We start from the raw sequence: 17,414 nt of genomic DNA on the forward strand, positions 1-17,414 counted from the left end.
TTCTGCGGTGGTCAGTAAGCTGAGTGATGGATCTGCACGCGAGGAACGAAGGAGAGACGTTGGCAAAGAACAGCATTGAGAACACGACACTGAGGCTGAGGGCTGTTTTGGAGGTCCTGGCGGCGGAGGATCCGTCCGTCGAGCGCCGCATCAGCAGGGGAGAAGTCCTTTCCGCCGCTGTGACCCGGGTGCCCTTCACCGGCAGCGAGGCGGAAGTACTGGCCAGCGGGGCGGCACGCGGAGAACGCGCGCTGTCCAACGCCAGCAGCAAGCTGGTCAAGGCAGGCTGGATCACCAAGGAAGGCAGGGCCGGCTGGAGCATCACCGCCGCCGGACGCCGGGCACTTCAGGATTTCCCGGACACCGCCGGTCTGCTGGCCGCCATGAACGGCAAGGCTCCGGCCGCCGCTTCACCCGCAGCAGCCGCTGACGTGGAGGAAGTTATTGAAGAAGCGCTGCAGGAAGCTGCGGCCATGCCCGAAATTCCGCAGGAACCGCACGGGGCCCACGAGTCCGCCGAACTGGCCGAACCCTCCTTTCCGCAGCCGGACGCCGTCGTTATTGCCGGCACCATGGGCAGCGCCCTGGGCCAGGCGGACTGGGATCCTGCCGCTCTCCAGCTCACATTTGACCGCAGCGATGAGCTCTGGAAGCTCACTGCGGACCTTCCCGCGGGCCACTATGACTACAAGGTGGCGCTGGACGGCTCGTGGGATGAGAACTACGGGCAGCACGGACACCGGGACGGCGCCAACATCACCATGGCGCACGATGGCGGCCCGCTGACGTTCCTGTATGACCACGCAACGCACATTGTGGTCACCAAGCCGGACGTCAGCGCCTGATCAGGTACTAGCTGACCGGGTATCAGCGGTCCGCCGCTTCCGGCGAAAGCCCGTGCCGGTCCAGGAACCCCAGCACTGTTTCGGCGAGCATCTGCCAGCCGTGGTCGATCACCAGGGAATGGCCGCTGCCTTCCAGTTCCGCATACTCGGTGACTGATGCCGAGGAGCGGTACCGGTGCGCAGCGGCCCGGACCACCGATGCCGGAACCACGCGGTCACGGCCTGCGCCCACCAGCAGCAGCGGGCCCCTGGCCGCGGCGGTGTCCACCCGGACCGGCGTGCGCGGATTGAGGTTCGCCGTAGCGGCCTGGAACAGCGGGCGCCCCGGTGCCGGCATCACACAGGTGGCGTGCAGGTCATAGGCCTCGCGTACGGAAACGGCATTGGCAAAGTTCCGGCGAAAACGCTGCGGGGTTAGGCGGACAATTCTTCGCACATTCAACGGGTTACGCAGCACCGGAAACAGGGACGCCAGCTGGACAGGCGGCAACCGCAGGACACCGCGGAACTGAACGGGAGCAACCGCAACCGCCCCTGCCGCCAGCCCGCGGGCCAAAAGCTGCTGTGCCAGCAGCCCGCCAACGGAGTGCCCCACCAGCACCGGAGGGCGGGGGAGCCTTCCAATGAGTTCCGCGTAATGGCTCAGGGCTTCGGCCATTCCGGTTCCGGCCATCGGTTCCGGAAAGGCATTGGCTGCTGGAAGGCTTTCCGGCTCGCCGGGCCACGCCGGAGCCCACGGCGCGTAACCGCGTTCCTGAAAGAGCTCAAGCCACGGGTCCCAGCTGGTTGAGTGCAGCCACAATCCATGGATGAACACCACGGGGGGGGCGGTCCTCGAACTCCGGAGCGTCCGCATCCAGGGCAGCGAAGGGAATGGGCGGGCTCCCCACTGGGGTCATGGTCAGGGCTCCTCGCATCGGCAGTGATCCGGTCCGCTGGCTGGTCCGGATGCTAAGTCTGCCACCGCCGGCTTTCCCTGCGGTAGGTATCAGGAAGGGATTTTCCGGACCGGGCCGCTGAGGAAGCCCGCCTGCTCGCGCACCCACCACACGCCGTCGGCCCGGCGTTCCGCCGCCGTGGAAAAACGGTAGCGGTACACCCGCGCCCGCACCCACCGGGGAGGTGTGCCGGCAAAGGGATCGGTGCGCAGCAGGGCGAGGGTGCGGCGGTCGCCGTCGAGCAGTTTCTGCAGCAGTACGGGAAACCAGGATCCGCCCGAAGCACCCAGCGCCAAAAACCACATCAGCCAGTCCAGCCGCAGATGGTAGGGAGCGAACTGGCGGGGCATCCTGCCCGGATCGCCCGGTTTCCCCTTGAACTCATACGCGAGCCAGCGGGCGTCAGCGCCCGGCTCATCCATGGTGCCCTCAATCACCACCTCGTTGCGCAGCCGGGTGATACTCCCGAACGCACCGTAGGCGTTGGACAGGTGCCAGCGGTTGAAGCTGGCGTTCATGAGCTGGTTTCGGCTGAACAGATTCCGCAGCGGCTTCCACGCCCAGTAGAGCATCAGCGCTGTTACAGACAGGACGACGACGGCGAACCAGACCGGAGTTGGCTCGGGGGCGGGGGTGCTGAAGGCAGTTCCGGGCAGCAGTGCCCGGAGGTTCGAATCGGCGACGGCGCTGAAGGCGAGCAGGACGGTCAGCACGTTCAGCCAGGCGAAGTTGCCGGAAAGGATGAGCCACAGCTGGGTGATGATCACGATGAGCGCCGCAACTCCGGCCACCGGCTGCGGAAAGAACAGGAAAAACGGCACCACGAGCTGCGCAAAGTGGTTGCCGAGCACTTCTGCCTTATGCAGTGGTTTGGGCAGGTGATGGAAGTACCAGCTGGCCGGATTGGGCATCGGCTGGGTCTCGTGGTGGTAATACAGGGCGGTCAGATCCCGCCACACCCGGTCCCCGCGCATCTTGATCATGCCGGCGCCGAATTCCAGCCGGAACACCAGCCAGCGGAAGAGGAAAAGCACCGTCACCGGGGGAGCCACCTCGTGGGAACCCAGGAACGCAGCCAGGAAGCCGGCTTCGAGCAGCAGCGACTCCCAGCCGAAACCGTAAAACGTCTGGCCGATGTTCACGATGGACAGGTATAGCCCGAACAGCAGCAGGAAGGCCAGCATCGGCAGCCACGGCGGTCCGTACTGCGGCAGCCCGGCCACCAGCAGGGCCGCGACGGCGGCGCCGGTCCAGGCCACTGCCAGCAGTAACCGGTCCGAGTAGTGCCGGCGGAACAGGGTGGGGATGCCGCGTCCGGCGGTCCGGGCCAGATAGCGCGGTGCCGGCAGCAGGCCGTGTTCGCCCAGCAGAGCCGGAAACTGGTTGGCGGTGGAGATGAAGGCGATCAGGTACACGGCGGCGATGCCGCGCTGAAGCACCTGGCGTGCAAACTCGTATCCTTCTGCGTTGAAAAGATCCACGGCAGGTCAACCCTTGCGTTCAGGGTCCGGCGTGCGCTGGATGATGCGGTACACGGTGCTGCGGGCAACCTTGAAGAGTTCGGCGATTTCGGATGTGGTGTGTTGTCCTGCCCGGTGCAGCGCAACCACATGGGCTTCCTGTGCCTTGGAGAGCTTGGGCTGCTTGCCGCGCAGCCTGCCCTTTGCCTTGGCAATCTGCATGCCTTCCCGGGTGCGGGCCCGTATGAGGTCGGACTCGAACTCGGCAACCATTGCAAGGACGTTGAACAGCAGCCGCCCGACGGGGTCCGACGGATCGTGGATGGATCCGCCGATACTCAACTTCACATTCTTCTTTGTGAGTTCTTCGAGGATGTCCCGGGCATCGGGCAGGGAGCGGGCAAGGCGGTCCAGCTTGGTGATGACGAAAGTGTCCCCGTCACGCACCGCGGCCAGGGCCTGGTGCAGGCCCGGGCGGTCACGGTTGGTGCCGGTGAGCCCGTGGTCCGTATATATCAGGTCCGCCGGAACACCGAGGGCTGCGAGCTGATTCTGTTGCACTGTGAGGTCCTGCTCGCTGGTGGAGACGCGGGCGTAACCGACACTGTGGGCACTCATGGTTCGAATGTAGCGGTTGGGCTACCCTCACCGGGAATACAGGAGGGCGGGGTATACGCGAATCTGCAGGTCAAACAGGTATATGTGCAGTCGGGGACAGGTAAGTTCGGGCGGATGTGCACTGGTGGTGGACCGGTTTGCTGGCCTCACTACGGAAACGGTCAGGAACCTCTTGTATCACCCTCTTGACACAAGAAGCTGTCTTCCGCTTGTATTGGCGTCAAGATACAAACAGTCCTAGGAGGACATTCCATGGGGTCGATAGCGGTAGTTTTAGCGGTCGCCGTAGCAGCCTTGATCGGAGCCGGATTGTGGGTTCTCGTCCGCCGTGCCATCAAGGGCTCCCAAATGACCTTCGTACCCGTGCCTGCATCTGCGGCGGGGGAACGTTACGGTGCTTCGGTGTACCGCAGTGAGGTCCGGGCATCACTGACAGCTTTACTCATCGGGGTGTCAGCCACCGTTCTGACGTGGCAGGTCGGCACCTGGTGGCCGCAGGGGTACGGGCTCCCGTACGCTCTCGCCGGGTCAGTAGGCGCTCTCGCAGGACTCAGCGCTTACAACCTGTATCGACGGACAGGTTGGGACTCGTCTCCAGGGGAGCGGACTCATGCTGAGCTCACACCTAGAAGGCCAGCCTCCTTTGCCCGGCAGTGGGTGTTCGCCCTTCCGCTTGCCACGGCACTCACCCTCATTCTCGGACTGGTGCTCACCGGGTTGTACTCATCGGCCGACGAAAACGGGCTGCATCGCATTTACCAGCGCCGCGGGCTCTCGGGCTGGGGTATCGAGGACGGACGGGTAGTGGACGTGCAGTACAACCTGTCCTCGACCGGTCCTTTCCCCGGCTGGTATTACGGCGTCCCCGTCATAATCAGCACGGTCCTGCTCATCATCGTCGTGTACTGGTCGCTACGCAGGATCGCCGCCGCAGCCAGACCAACCTCACCTGGGCTTTTCCACTTGGATACAGCTCTTAGATCATTGAGAACCGCGTTCGTTATGGCCACCTCCAGCGCGGCCCTCGCGTTCCAAGTCGCAGGGCTCCTGGCCATTACTGGCAACGTCTTACGGGTCAGTCACCTCGACGCAGTCCCCACTGCCGATACCTTCGCAAGTGCTAACACGGTCCCGGTTGAGCCTGGACACACACTCGCACTGATTGCGATCTTGTCCTCCCTAGTCGTTGCCATGGCCGCGGCTATCCTCCTCATTAAGGCTCTTACCGTCGTGGCGGACCTGCGGTTCGCTGAAAAAAAAGCCCGCACCTCTGACCCCTGGCCAGCGTGATGATCAGCATCGATTCCTCATCAGCGGTTTCACCGGTGGAACAAATCCGTTCCCAGATAGCCGCTCGAATTCGGGCCGGTCAGCTTGCAGCCGATACGCGGCTGCCCCCGGTCCGGCAGCTCGCCGCTGACCTCCGAGTATCACCAGGATCCGTGGCTAAGGCGTACAAAGAGCTCGAGAAGGCGGGGCTCATCCGCACCATGCGGGCGGCAGGCACCAGAGTCAACCCAGGTCACACAAGCACACAACCTCTCATCAAAATCTCGGCAGACCTCGCGCACCAAGCAATCCAAGAAGGACTTACCCTCCGAGAGGCACAAGACCTCCTCGCACATGCGTGGAAACAGCTACACACAGAACCCTGTGCACCCCCGAACCCAGAAAAGCCGCCGGCTCCATAGCAGGAAGAAGAGCATACTCTGTCCTAGAACACTGCCTGGCAGTCATCCGACGTCCAGCAGCGCCAAGACTCAATACTCGGCGCTGCCAAAATCATTCCCCTCGCCGGATCCCAGAACGGACGCCGGAACGTCCGAGGAAGCACCGGCTATCGGGCATCGAAGCGCTCGATGAGCCACCGTGGCTTAGGCGACGCGAACAGAGAGGATAGTCTCGTAACAACAAACTCGGTCTGAATTGGGGAACACGCAGGATGGAAACTGTATTCGGAATCATCGCTGGCTGTGTAGCGATTCTCGTCGGCTTGGCCGTAATCCTTAACCGGAAGTCCTTCAGTAAGTTCACTGCCGATGCCCAAAGGTCAACGTTTGGCAAAGCAGGTGAAAAAGTAGCAAACCGGGCAAACCCAGGCTGGACAGCCGCTGTGGGTACTGTATTTGTTCTCATTGGGGCGACCTTGGTCGTGCTCATGATCACCGGCGTAGAGATATAGGCAGGCACTAAATCCGAGTGTCTTTCAGCCGGCACTGGTAAGAATGCTAGACCGATCGAGCTTCATCGTCCGGTTGAGGATCCCAGAACGGACGCCGGAACGTCCGAGGAAGCACCGGCTATCGGGCATCGAAGCGCTCGATGAGCCACCGTGGCTTAGGCGACGCGAACAGAGAGGATAGTCTCGTAACAACAAACTCGGTCTGAATTGGGGAACACGCAGGATGGAAACTGTATTCGGAATCATCGCTGGCTGTGTAGCGATTCTCGTCGGCTTGGCCGTAATCCTTAACCGGAAGTCCTTCAGTAAGTTCACTGCCGATGCCCAAAGGTCAACGTTTGGCAAAGCAGGTGAAAAAGTAGCAAACCGGGCAAACCCAGGCTGGACAGCCGCTGTGGGTACTGTATTTGTTCTCATTGGGGCGACCTTGGTCGTGCTCATGATCACCGGCGTAGAGATATAGGCAGGCACTAAATCCGAGTGTCTTTCAGCCGGCACTGGTAAGAATGCTAGACCGATCGAGCTTCATCGTCCGGTTGAGGATCAGCTAATGGACAGTGGCTTGGTCGAACCCGGTGAAGTCTCTACGATCGCGGTATGACTAATCCGCTGCCTCCATCCGCGCAGATTGTTTCAGAGATCGAGCTGGTACTAGTCGACCACGCGAGAGAAACTATCGATGCGGCCACCGACGCCGGTCCTGGCGAAGATGGCATACACACCATGGGTGCTGCCGTGAGAGCCGCGGACGGGCGGATATTCACGGGCGTGAACCTCTATCACTTCACCGGCGGGCCTTGCGCAGAGCTGGTCGCGCTCGGAGCGGCCCGCGCCGCGGGAGCTACAGAACTGACACACATTGTCGCAGTGGGGAACCATGGCCGTGGCGTGAAGAGCCCTTGTGGGCGGGATCGGCAAATCCTCGCCGATCACTACCCTGAGGTGCGTGTGATCGTGCCGTCGCCTGAGGGGCTCGTGAGTGTTCTTGCCAGCGACCTGCTACCGCTAGCCTTCGATTATCACGCCGAACAGGTCTAGCTGAAAGCTCAAAGCGGACCCTCGACGCGCACCAGTCTTGTGCCCATTCAGGGACCGGCTTACGGGCACTAGGAAAACGTCGCCTTCAGACCGATGTAGTTATGGTGAACTATGAATTCAATGGAAGTCATCTGGTTCATCGTAGGATTCGCCGCGTTGCCAGCCGGCGTTCTAATCGTCGGGCTCCTCGTTCTCTGGAGGGAACCCGGCATGCGAGCTTGGACGCGATACATGTGGATGGTGGGCCTTGCCGTCATCGCGTGGTTCGTCCTGGTGACGGTCCAGGGCAGGCTTGACGCATCGTCGAGCGCGGAGTCCGCGAATCTAGAAATTCTTTACTCCTTATCGCTATTTCTAAGTCTGCCTGCGATCGTCATTGGTGGGAGCTTCTGGGCTTTGATCGGGCGCGCAGCCGCCCTAGAACGGGAGACACGGGCACATCTTCATGGAAATCCACGTTAGTTATCCCAGCCAGGAATTTTTCTGATCGGAAGTCAGTAAATGTCCCAGGTAAGGATCCTTTTATAGGGCTGGATCAGTGGCCCTTGCTGAGGGGTTGAACGCATCTGAGGACGTTCCCCAGTCCAGTACCTTTCGTGGTCTTGTGTTGATCCTGTCTGCTATCTCATTGAGGTCCTGCTGGCTGAACTGACGAAGGTCACCGTTCTTGGGCAGATATTGGCGTAGGAGCCTGTTGGTGTTTTCGTTCGTTCCGCGTTGCCAGGGGCTGCGTTTATCGCAGAAGTAGACGGGCAAGCCCAGCTCGGCTGTGAGCTCCTGATGCTCAGCCAGCTCGCGTCCACGGTCCCAGGTTAGAGACAGCCGTTGCTCAGCCGGTAGCCCGCGGAAGCTTGATGTCAGGGCGGCCCGGACGACGTCGGCTTTGATTCCATTGGGCAGCTGTACCAGCCGGACATATCGGGTCTTGCGATCAACGAGGGTTGCGATAGCAGACGGGCGTGCACCCATCACTAAATCGCCCTCCCAGTGACCGACCTCGGTCCGTTCTTCGATGTGACTTGGGCGGCGGTGGATGGACACCATGTTCTTCAGGCGTCCCCGGTTGCTTACACGAGGGGCCCTCGGAATGCGCATCGTCCGTCCTGACCGCAGATGATGCGACGGCCGGACCAGGCATCGCGCGAGGGCTTTGCGCTCAGCGATGTAGATGGACCGGTAGATCGCTTCGTGCGACAACCGCATCGAGGCATCCTCCGGGTACGTGCGGCGTAGCCACTGGGAAATCTGCTCCGGTGACCAGTCCTGCCCCAGCTTGAAGGCCACCACGATGAGCAGCATATGGTTCACATCCAGGCGCTGTGGCTTTGGCCGCTTCGCCAGCAACACCGCGCGCTGATCAGCACTCACAGCCCGGTAGTTCTCACGCCCGCCATTGCGGCGGATCTCCCTGGACACAGTTGAGGCCGCACGCCCCAAGCTTTCCGCGATGACGGCGGCTGAGTGGCCGGCGGCGATACCCCGGGATATTTCCTCCCTGTCAGCCATCGACAGGTGCCTGTCACTGCGCTTCGATGCCGGCAACCGAATACCACCGGACTGCAGCAGGAAGCTCCTCACCCGCTGAGTATTCGTACCCAGGTTCCTAGCGATCGACCGTAGAGAGTCTCCACGTCGCCAGTATTCCCACAGCTGATCCTGCTGCTCAGCAGTAAACCCATAATCACGCACCATTCCCATCACTTTCATATCCGATCACGGGCGGTGCGTTGACCGGTTGAGACCACCATCGTATTCGTGCACGCCAATGCGCGGGTCCAAGTATCGGAGTAGCGCAGAAGAGCGGTGTTTGTGACTCAACTTCAGGGGGACTTTCTGCGCGCTGAGATGAACGGAAGGCGGAACGAATCATGTGTGAACGAATAGTGCACGCAGGGTAAGTTTCGTGCACCCTCCCGACCAAGGACAATCGCTGGACGAATGGTCGGCGGCCGAGCCCACTAGCCCCCGGGAGCATAGCCGAATGCGGGTGACAGACTAGAATGAGTGGTTGGCCTCGCTGGGGGAGCGAAATTCCAGGTCCGACGTTTATTCCCTCAAATACTTAGGTGATCAATATGGCACAGCGTGTACAGGTACAGCTTCTTGATGACATCACCGGCGAAGAAGCCGCAGAGACCCTCACCTTCGGTCTGGATGGTGTCATGTACGAAATTGACCTCACAGTACAGAACGCCCGCCAGCTGCGCGACGAGTTGGGCGTCTATGTGGAAAAGGGACGAAAAGTCCGCGGACGGTCAGCCGGTCAGCGGCGGTCCACGACCTCCGCACGGGACGAAACGCATCGGATCCGTGAATGGGCTGAAAAGAACGGTTACAGCCCCAGCAGTCGGGGACGAATCAGCAAGAACATCATGGAGGCGTACCAGGTGGCCAACGCGTAAACAGGCAGGGCTTGGTAAACGGGTGGGCGCGACTTCTTCAGTCCGGAATGATGTGCGGGCCCGGCTGCTGCCGGGGCATAAATAGCAGACAGCCTGGCCCGCACAGCGGACTGTGAGCAGTTCCAGCTGTTCCACAACCCGCTGCGAAGTGCACACCTCTGGGAGAGGGCGACAATCACTTCGCATGTCAGAGCGTATCCCTGATATTGCCGGTGAACATGGTTCGCCGGCAACACGCCGTCATTCGTCTCTCTTGCCCTGAATCAGGCCGGGCGTTTAGCGGGAGGAGAGCCCCAGCAGGGACAGGGCAGCACGGAGTTCGGGGGTGTCGGAATTGAGATCTGCGAGTTCGATGCCGGTAATGTGTGCGCTGGTCTGCCCGTCGGTGTCGCGCTCATAGACGGCCCAGAGCAGCAAATCATCACCGTGCCGGGAGCGGAACTGGATTCCGTCGCAGAAATCGGTGCCGTCAGCGTTTTTCCGGGTCCACAGGAACTGGGAAACTTCCTGGGTGAGCAGCCGGTTTTCCGCGTTCTTCAGGGCAGCGGCGTCGAAGTCCTTGAGGTTGTAGGCCAAAGCTTTGCCCTTAAACAGCGGATGAAGGGCAGCGACTGTTTCTGCGGCGGTGATATCAACGAAGCGGCCCGTCAAACGAGCTGTGCCGGCCACCCGGTGGACCAGCCACTGATCAATGTCCAGTTCCCCGGGACGCGCGCTGGGGTGCTGCTCTGCATCAGCGTCATCTTCAACGATGTCGTCGATCTCGGCCACCAAGTACGGGTCGGGCCGATGCGGGGCCAGGAGTTCCACCAGACATGCCAGGAGCGAGTCCGCGGCGTACACCGTGCGGTAGAGGCCATGATCGAGCGGATCCCAGCGGCCGTTGAACCGTCCGTCGGGACCGGCCCACCGCCAGTCCGACCATTCCCAGGGCTGGGGAAGGAAACCCACACGCCAGACCCGCTGATCAAGTTCGGCGAATTTCATCCCAGACGGGCGAACGCGCGGGCCGCTGCCAGAACTTCAGGGCCGCTTTGATCAGGGTTGGTTTCCCGGATCAGGCGCGCGGGGGAGCGGTCTTCCAACTGCGGGTTCATGCCCTGAAACCAGGTCTGAGCGATCCGGGGCCCGTTGGACTCCAGAATGATGCCGGCAACATGGTAGGCCAGCCGCAGCCGGGCCTCGGTTTCTGAAGGCATCCTGCGGGTGCCTTCAGCCCACTGGCGGACCGCCCGGGTTTCTCCGACTCCTGCCAGATAGGCAACAAGTTTGGCGCCGAGCATGTCACGAAGCTCAGCGACCAGGGGTGCAACCTCGAGGTTGATGGAGTCGCGGTACGCGCGGATGCCCGGAGATGCTGTCTGGCTCATAGCCTGATCATCTCCCGGATTCAGGTCAATCGCAAGCCGATACCAAGGCTGATCCCACCCTGAATCCCATACCGAAACTCTTGGGTGACACTGGCTAGCTGTACCCATATTCTCTCTGCCGCGGCAGGATAGATCATCGCTTTCTGACGTATGCGCTGTTATCGGACCAAAGGCCTCACTGGAGCATGAGCCGTTAGACGGAGTCCTTGAGATATACGCTGCCGAGCGCCATCGCTCCGCCCTGATTCATGATGTCTAATGCAAGTCCACGGACGGTTTCGAGAGCCTCCTTCTCAGGACCGGTGGTCTCTAGGATGCCCGTGACCGGAAGGAACTTATGTATCGGGGCTAGTTCTTCCCTGTTGCGCATAAAACTAATGACTGGCTCGAAGGTGCGAATGAAGATTGGGTTGCCCGGCGGAGAGGACATGGTGATGCTGATTTCGAACTCCCCTAATACTGATAGTTGCTGGGCTGCAGTGCGGGCCAGGTGGCATATGTGGGCAGCCAGAGACTGAGCATCCATCACGTGGATGTCCCTGGTTGGGTCGAAGCCGTCCATGCCCGCATCTTTGGCCTTTACCGCCAGGGCTACGCTGCCGTCGTCATATATGTCCACAACGGTTTTGTTCGAGAATCTGAGTTCCTCAGAACGCCATTTGCGGTAACCAGGCCGTGGGTTTATGTCGGCTTCTATCGAGCCGGAACCGCGCGTCAGGAAGGGATTTCGGCTGATGAAGGCACCTAGAATGGCCTGAGCATCTGCACGATCGACCCTGCCTGTGTGACTGGGGCGTGGTCGTGTGGGACGGGCAGCTGCAGCCATCCAGATGCCGTGGTCGGTGTCGATGCCCAGCATTGCCTGCTCCAGCAAGTCTTCTAGCAACCGATCATTGTTGCGGCGATCTTCAAATCGGCGACGGTAGGCTTGCTCGATGTCACGCTCGCCCATATCAACGGTGTGGGAACCGTATCGGCGCGGGGCGCGGATTGTTCCGTTCTGAAAGACGAAGTGAGGGGTGTCAGGGCTGGCGGGCACGGACAGCACGATTGCCTGCTCACCGGTGCTGCCAGTGAGCGGTATGAATTCCAGCCCGTGTACGGGGGGTTGAATCAAGGAGTAAGCCCAGCTGCGAAGGCGTTGTTCGACCGAATCGCTCCAGTTATTTACAGTTTCGATCCTTGCAGCACCGGAATCAGACTCCGCAACACCGTAGACGATCAGCCCTCCTCCGTTGTTCACGAAGGCAGCAACGTCCTTGGCAAATTCGACCTTGGCGGTCGGATTCTGATGGTTGGGAAGCTCCTTCTTCCAGTCCAGGTCATCACGCTCCTGGAGCCCTTCACGAATGGCTAGAAGCAACATCGAATATTCCAACGGTGATGGGTGCAGGCCTAGGGCGCGGTGCAGAGGGGTGAATGCCATGAGCATAATCTTCGCACTCCGCAAGACGCTGAGTTCGTAGCGTACATAACTCCTGGCGCAGAAGCCGCACGTGATTTCCATGAACTCCATGCTCAAGTTCACGCAAATTGTCCGGTAGGAGTGTGCCTTCGCTGTTAGATTCGAACGGACCCGAGGCAATGGCCAACGGCGAATCATAGATTGGGAAAGTATGAGCCACGACTATTCAACGGCATGGGACGCACTCACCGAGGCCATTGGGGCAGCAAAAGGAAAAAGCGCAGGCTCTATCGCTGATCAGGAGCACCTTACTGTAGACCAGCGTCTCAAGGTTGCGGAGGTGGCGGCCTTGCTTTCCATCGCTCAGGAGCTTTCCGCGTTGAACCCCCAGAACACAACGACCAGCGACGACCAGGGAAACCAAGTCAATGGCTGGGGCATTGTCATGAAGAAAGCGAAGCCGAAGCCCGGTAGGTTCACGCAGGTCTAAGCGCGAAGGACACCCGACCCTGTCTATCTAGGTCGGGTGTCCTTGTATGAACGATCGTCCTCAGATGCCGGCGGGCGGCACGGCTACGTTGCTGCCGCCGGCTCCCGCCCCAAATTAAAGGGACGGATCCAGATAAGGATCTCGGTTTGCCCCGGAGTGCGATGCAGGATTCCCCTTCGTTTTCAGCCAGTCCCAGCTGCGGATCTCTTTCCGCTCTTTAGTTGCTAATTACTAGATCGAACTGGTCCCCTGCGATAGTCCAAGGGGTGACTAGCGTCTTGTATCCCGTAGGATGGGAGACACTTGCGTGAGACAGCGGTAGTGCCGCAGTGTGCCGCTCCTTTAGGTGTCTTGCCACTATGTATTGCAACCTCCTGCTAGGTTTATTGACGTTAGCATCGGTTGCAAGACACTTTTGAGGATGTGTGACGAAACTGATCGGGTATGCCCGAGTATCCACCAAGGCGCAGGACGCCGACAGGCAGGTCCGGGATCTGTTGGCGGCTGGCGTCCGCCGTGATGACCTATATATTGACCATGGAGTCAGCGGCGCCAGGGCATCCCGCCCGGGATTCACCCGGGCATTGGACGCACTGCATGAGGACGACACTTTGGTGATCACCACCCTGGATCGGCTCGGTCGGTCCACGGTGAACATGCTTGGTTTGTCCGAGGACCTGCGTGCCAGAGGAGTGAATCTGCGGGTCTTGAATCTGGGCGGCGGGAACGTGGACACCGGGACTCCGATGGGCTCCATGGTCTTCACGGTCTTGGCTGCCCTGGCTCAGATGGAACTGGAAATCAAACGCGAACGCATCAACGACTCCCTCTCCAAGCGTCGTGCGGCAGGCAAAGATCTCGGCGGGCGGCGGCAGCAGTTCAGTGACAGTCAGATCCGCAACGCCCGCCGCCTGATTGAGGCAGGTGAGCCGGCCACCCATGTGGCCCGAGACCTGGGCATGTCCCGGGCCACCCTGTATCGGAGAATGGTCGAACTCGACGCCCGCGAGGGTACGGCAAAGCGTTGATGTGTCCACCGGCGTATCTGGGAAAAACCGTGGTAGCGCTTTCACTAAGTTGCCGACGTGAACTGGTTCAACGGAATTAGTGGATTCTTCTACGCTGCCAAGTCTGGCTGTTGATAACCATAGTGGACTTCGTTGGGCCTGCGGTAACCGAGCGCGGAGTGCCGCCGCCGGCTGTTGTACAATGCCTCGATGTAGCGGGTGAGGTCGCTCCGGGCTGGTGATTTGGTCGCGTAAACAGTCCGATACACACGCTCGTTTCTCAGGGCTGCGAAGAAGGATTTTGCCATGCTCTTATCCCAGCACACGCCGGTGCGGCCCATCGAGGAGCGCATGCCCAGGCCAGCCGCCAGGGCCCTAAAACCGGCCGAGGTATAGACGCCGTATTCAATCTGTCCTGGGGCGCCATGCTCAAGAACGCCGGCACGGTCCAATCGATGTCCCGCAAGGGCAACTATTATGACAATGCAGTGATGGAGAACTCCATCGGGCACCGCAAGGAAGAACTCTTCCACCGGGTTCGGTTTCTGAACACCGATGCCCTGACAGCACGGCTCAGTGAGTACATCCGCTGGTACAACACTGAACGCATCTCGACAAAGCTCGAGGGCCTGAGCCCGGTGCAATACCGTGCTCAGGCCCTCGCGGCCAAACTTTTATTTGGCAGTCCAAGTTTCGTGGACCAGTTCAATATATCGGCCCTTAGCCTATTTTTGGAAATATTGTGAGTTAGCTTTTCGAATCTCTTGGAGGCTTTCTGTTTTTCTTATTATTGATTAGCTCTTGTAGGTTTTTCTCATTTTCCAGTGATTTCCTATTGCCCCACTGATATGCGTAGTGGCCTGCGATGAATGTGACGGCAATGAAAATCACTCCTCCAACCAGACCGAAGTCCCGGGAATACAGCCAAACAAGAACTGCAACTGCGACAATCATTACTGCGTTGATAATAAACCTTTTGATGCCGTCTCCTTCAAATGCGTTGCAATTCATGACAATGGTTGTTACAACCACTTACTCCATCCCGCAATTCGATCCATGTAAACGTTTCTGGCGCCTGTCGTCGCCCCGCTCAACGCCCCCCTCCCGAATCCGGATAAAGCTGCATCGTCGATTTCATCTTGACTTCCACCATCTATCTTAGCTCCGATAGCACCACCAGTGAGGCCGCCGACCGCTCCAAATCCAGCACCGAAAGCCGCTGCCCCAGCGACGGCACATCCACCCAATGTGGCAGCACAACCAAGAGCGATGCCGCCAGCAATTGCGCCCGCTGTGATCGCTCCTGATACTGCGTCCCCGAGACTGAATAGGCCTGAAGTATCAGAACTTGTGATCGGATTGTTGCCTGCATAGCTGTAATGCGGATCTTGCCCTGAAGGGTCGATTTGTGTGAATCTTCCGATGGCCGGGTTGTAGTAGCGTGCGCCGAACTTTGTGTAGCCGGTGGCCGCGTCCTTGTATCCGGAGACGTACTGGTAGGGGTTGTTGCCGGCCTGGGCGCCTGACTGGGTGGTGTTGCCCCAGGAGTCGTAACTGTAGGTCGCTGCCTTTGCCTGGTTGGCGTCGGTGAGGAGGATGACGGAACCAAGGGCGTCTGTTGTGTAGTAGTAGCTCGCACCGGCACTGTTGCGCATGCTGATCAGTTTCCCGTCAGGGTCCCTGATGAATGACGTGGTGGCACCGTTGGTGGTTTGGGTGGTGACGCCGAGGCTTCCGTTAAGGAAGCTCGTGTTCCCTGAGACAGTGCGTTCGTCGTTGCGGAGCCCGGCATAAGCAAAGCTCGTCGTGGTACCGGAAACAGTCGTCGACGTGAACTGGTCAAGCGCGTTGTATGCGGAGGTGTTTGCCCCGGCCTTCGTCGTATTGCCGTTCGTGTCATAGGTGTAGGTTGTGGCTCCGGTCGGCGCCGAGGCGCAGGAACCTGTTGAGGCGGCGGTCCAGCAGAGCTGATCAGCTGCGTTGTAGACGGAGGTCAGCGTGGGTTTGCCTGTTTTGGTTGCGCTGGTCCGGTTACCGTTCTTGTCATAGACCCAGGTCTCGGTTACGGCACCGAGGGTGGCTGCCGTGAGCCGGTTATGAGTGTCATAACCGTACGTGGTGAGAGCATTCGCCTCGGTCTTCACGGTTGCCTGCAGGGAGCCATCCTTGCCCGTGCCGCCCGAGGTATAGGTGTAGGCACGCGAGGTCAGGACAGCGCCGGCTGAGGTATTAGCCCGCGTTTCAGTGACCCGTCCCGCATTGTCGAAGACGGTGGTGTTCTTGACCCCGTTGGGATACGTCGTGGTGGTGCGCCGGTTGCTCTTGTCGTAGCCGAAACCCACACATTTGGTGGTGTTGGGGAAGACCGGTGTTGCCGGGCAGGATCCGCCGGGTTCAGCCAGGGCCGTCAGCCGGTTCGCGGCATCGTAGCGGTAGCCGATCGTGCCGGTCGGATCGACGAAGGACAGAATATTTGATGCCCCGTCATAGGTAAGGCTTGTGGTCGTTGTTCCAACAGTCTTAGCCGTTGATCGGTTCTGCTGATCGTAGGCGTAGGTCGTGGTTCCCGAAGCGTCGACGCGCTTGGTCAGGTTTCCGTTGCCATCATAGGTGTAGGTCACGCAGGTCGCAGGAACACAGGTGGAGGCATAGCGGACCTGCTGAATACGGTCATTGGCATCGTAGGTGTAGGTTGCGGTCTGGTTCTTCCCGTCCTTGCTGGTAGCAACCCGGCCTGCCGCATCATAGGTATTGACGATGGCACCAAGGGGTGCAGGACGGATGATCGAGGCAACGTTTCCCTGGGCATCATAGGTGTAGGTGGTTGCGTTTCCGTTACCGTCCGTTGTCCGGCACAGCGATCCTTTACCGGCCATGGGGCGTCACCTTTCATGCTCGGCTGGCGAGAACAGCGCCGGGCTATGAAATCGATAAGCCTATCCCAATGGTCACGAAGAATACGCCCATGATCATGTACATGAATCCCATGCCTCTTATGGTGGGTACGTCGGCGAAAGTAAAGCCATCTGGGCTGATCCCGTGGCTCTCCTTATAGATCTTCGACCATGTGCTGGCAGTTCCGTTGAGGTCCCGGAACACGTGCAGTCCAAACAGGAAAACGAAGACGCCAGACACGCTCAGGCCGAGGGCAAACCAGTTCACTCTAGTTATGACCAGGAGAAGAAAAGCACCCAGGGAAAAACCGATGAAACACCTCTGGAATGTCTTCGCCGGTTGGGGCAGCTCGATGAATAGTCGTTTGATCCCCCGGATAGTCTTGATGATCTACCTTTCTCTGGCTTTGCGGCTCTGTCGGATTTGGACCAGATGTGAGAGTTCGAGTCGCGCACCGGCAGCCTGACTCTACCTTGAGACGTTCTGGCCTCGCGGCCCGACTAACAGCATCGCCAAGTGTCCCAGCAGAGGACCGGCTATCGGGCATCGAAGCGCTCGATGAGCCACCGCGGCTTAGGCGACGCGAACAGAGAGGATAGTCTCGTAACAACAAACTCGGCCTGAATTGGGGAACACGCAGGATGGAAACTGTATTCGGAATCATCGCTGGCTGTGTAGCGATCCTCGTCGGCTTGGCCGTAATCCTTAACCGGAAGTCCTTCAGTAAGTTCACTGCCGATGCCCAAAGGTCAACGTTTGGCAAA

At 59.8% G+C, this 17,414-nt stretch carries 17 protein-coding genes and 1 pseudogene; 8 read left to right on the forward strand and 10 right to left on the reverse strand.

Translation table 11 applies throughout. From position 1 onward, the window contains the following. The first annotated feature begins 59 nt into the window (after positions 1-59). On the forward strand, positions 60-845 hold the full coding sequence (locus QMA10_RS13005; protein WP_290168953.1) for a winged helix-turn-helix domain-containing protein: 786 nt from the start codon (positions 60-62) through the stop codon (positions 843-845). Positions 846-867: 22 nt separating this feature from the next. On the opposite strand, the gene QMA10_RS13010 is transcribed toward QMA10_RS13005, so the two are convergent. From QMA10_RS13010 to QMA10_RS13020, 3 genes are all read right to left on the reverse strand, one after another. Beyond that, positions 868-1,665: an alpha/beta hydrolase gene (locus tag QMA10_RS13010; protein ID WP_290168954.1), complete on the reverse strand. Its 798-nt coding sequence runs from the start codon at positions 1,663-1,665 to the stop codon at positions 868-870. Positions 1,666-1,833: 168 nt separating this feature from the next. Further along, positions 1,834-3,264, reverse strand: coding sequence for a lipase maturation factor family protein (locus tag QMA10_RS13015; protein ID WP_290168956.1), 1,431 nt, complete (start codon positions 3,262-3,264; stop codon positions 1,834-1,836). A 6-nt stretch (positions 3,265-3,270) separates the two neighbouring features. Further along, complete coding sequence (locus QMA10_RS13020; RefSeq protein WP_290168958.1) at positions 3,271-3,861, reverse strand: recombinase family protein; 591 nt, start codon at positions 3,859-3,861, stop codon at positions 3,271-3,273. A 309-nt stretch (positions 3,862-4,170) separates the two neighbouring features. Between QMA10_RS13020 and QMA10_RS13025 the strand changes: the two genes are divergently transcribed. The 3 genes from QMA10_RS13025 to QMA10_RS13035 all read left to right on the forward strand — a co-directional run bounded on the left by QMA10_RS13025 (position 4,171) and on the right by QMA10_RS13035 (position 7,081). After that, positions 4,171-5,151: a hypothetical protein gene (locus tag QMA10_RS13025; protein ID WP_290168961.1), complete on the forward strand. Its 981-nt coding sequence runs from the start codon at positions 4,171-4,173 to the stop codon at positions 5,149-5,151. Further along, positions 5,151-5,552, forward strand: coding sequence for a GntR family transcriptional regulator (locus tag QMA10_RS13030; protein WP_290168963.1), 402 nt, complete (start codon positions 5,151-5,153; stop codon positions 5,550-5,552). Before QMA10_RS13025 ends, QMA10_RS13030 begins: the two co-directional genes overlap by 1 nt. A gap of 1,088 nt (positions 5,553-6,640) precedes the next feature. Then, positions 6,641-7,081: a cytidine deaminase gene (locus QMA10_RS13035; protein WP_290168964.1), complete on the forward strand. Its 441-nt coding sequence runs from the start codon at positions 6,641-6,643 to the stop codon at positions 7,079-7,081. Positions 7,082-7,603: 522 nt separating this feature from the next. On the opposite strand, the gene QMA10_RS13040 is transcribed toward QMA10_RS13035, so the two are convergent. Continuing rightward, positions 7,604-8,659, reverse strand: coding sequence for an IS30 family transposase (locus QMA10_RS13040; RefSeq protein ID WP_290168967.1), 1,056 nt, complete (start codon positions 8,657-8,659; stop codon positions 7,604-7,606). Positions 8,660-9,156: 497 nt separating this feature from the next. Between QMA10_RS13040 and QMA10_RS13045 the strand changes: the two genes are divergently transcribed. After that, positions 9,157-9,483, forward strand: coding sequence for an Lsr2 family protein (locus QMA10_RS13045; protein ID WP_290168968.1), 327 nt, complete (start codon positions 9,157-9,159; stop codon positions 9,481-9,483). 276 nt (positions 9,484-9,759) lie between these two features. On the opposite strand, the gene QMA10_RS13050 is transcribed toward QMA10_RS13045, so the two are convergent. The 3 genes from QMA10_RS13050 to QMA10_RS13060 form a co-directional block, all read right to left on the reverse strand. Then, entirely contained in the window at positions 9,760-10,470 is a 711-nt protein-coding gene (locus QMA10_RS13050; RefSeq protein WP_290168971.1) for an RES domain-containing protein, read from the reverse strand. Further along, positions 10,467-10,853, reverse strand: coding sequence for a hypothetical protein (locus QMA10_RS13055; protein WP_290168972.1), 387 nt, complete (start codon positions 10,851-10,853; stop codon positions 10,467-10,469). Before QMA10_RS13055 ends, QMA10_RS13050 begins: the two co-directional genes overlap by 4 nt. 193 nt (positions 10,854-11,046) lie before the next feature. Further along, a complete protein-coding gene (locus QMA10_RS13060) occupies positions 11,047-12,279 on the reverse strand; it encodes an ATP-binding protein (RefSeq protein WP_290168974.1) in 1,233 nt (410 codons plus the stop codon). 190 nt (positions 12,280-12,469) lie between these two features. Between QMA10_RS13060 and QMA10_RS13065 the strand changes: the two genes are divergently transcribed. Together QMA10_RS13065 and QMA10_RS13070 are read left to right on the forward strand one after the other, a co-directional pair. Further along, positions 12,470-12,748, forward strand: a complete 279-nt coding sequence (locus QMA10_RS13065) for a hypothetical protein (protein ID WP_290168976.1) — start codon at positions 12,470-12,472, stop codon at positions 12,746-12,748. A gap of 425 nt (positions 12,749-13,173) precedes the next feature. Next, a complete protein-coding gene (locus QMA10_RS13070; protein ID WP_290168978.1) occupies positions 13,174-13,776 on the forward strand; it encodes a recombinase family protein in 603 nt (200 codons plus the stop codon). A gap of 89 nt (positions 13,777-13,865) precedes the next feature. On the opposite strand, the pseudogene QMA10_RS13075 reads toward QMA10_RS13070, so the two are convergent. Further along, a pseudogene (locus QMA10_RS13075) lies at positions 13,866-14,162 on the reverse strand (integrase core domain-containing protein); the annotation flags it as partial. 18 nt (positions 14,163-14,180) lie between these two features. Between QMA10_RS13075 and QMA10_RS13080 the strand changes: the two are divergent. Continuing rightward, positions 14,181-14,501 (forward strand): IS3 family transposase, encoded by a 321-nt coding sequence (locus tag QMA10_RS13080; protein ID WP_290168980.1) that lies wholly within the window; start codon positions 14,181-14,183, stop codon positions 14,499-14,501. 1 nt (position 14,502) lies between these two features. On the opposite strand, the gene QMA10_RS13085 is transcribed toward QMA10_RS13080, so the two are convergent. Both QMA10_RS13085 and QMA10_RS13090 read right to left on the reverse strand, forming a co-directional pair. Then, on the reverse strand, positions 14,503-14,787 hold the full coding sequence (locus tag QMA10_RS13085) for a hypothetical protein (RefSeq protein WP_290168981.1): 285 nt from the start codon (positions 14,785-14,787) through the stop codon (positions 14,503-14,505). Then, positions 14,778-16,631, reverse strand: coding sequence for an RHS repeat-associated core domain-containing protein (locus tag QMA10_RS13090; protein ID WP_290168983.1), 1,854 nt, complete (start codon positions 16,629-16,631; stop codon positions 14,778-14,780). The genes QMA10_RS13085 and QMA10_RS13090 overlap by 10 nt, the downstream gene beginning before the upstream one ends. Positions 16,632-17,414 lie beyond the last annotated feature (783 nt).

This window comes from Arthrobacter sp. APC 3897 (assembly GCF_030407495.1).
Classification (GTDB): Bacteria; Actinomycetota; Actinomycetes; order Actinomycetales; family Micrococcaceae; genus Arthrobacter_B.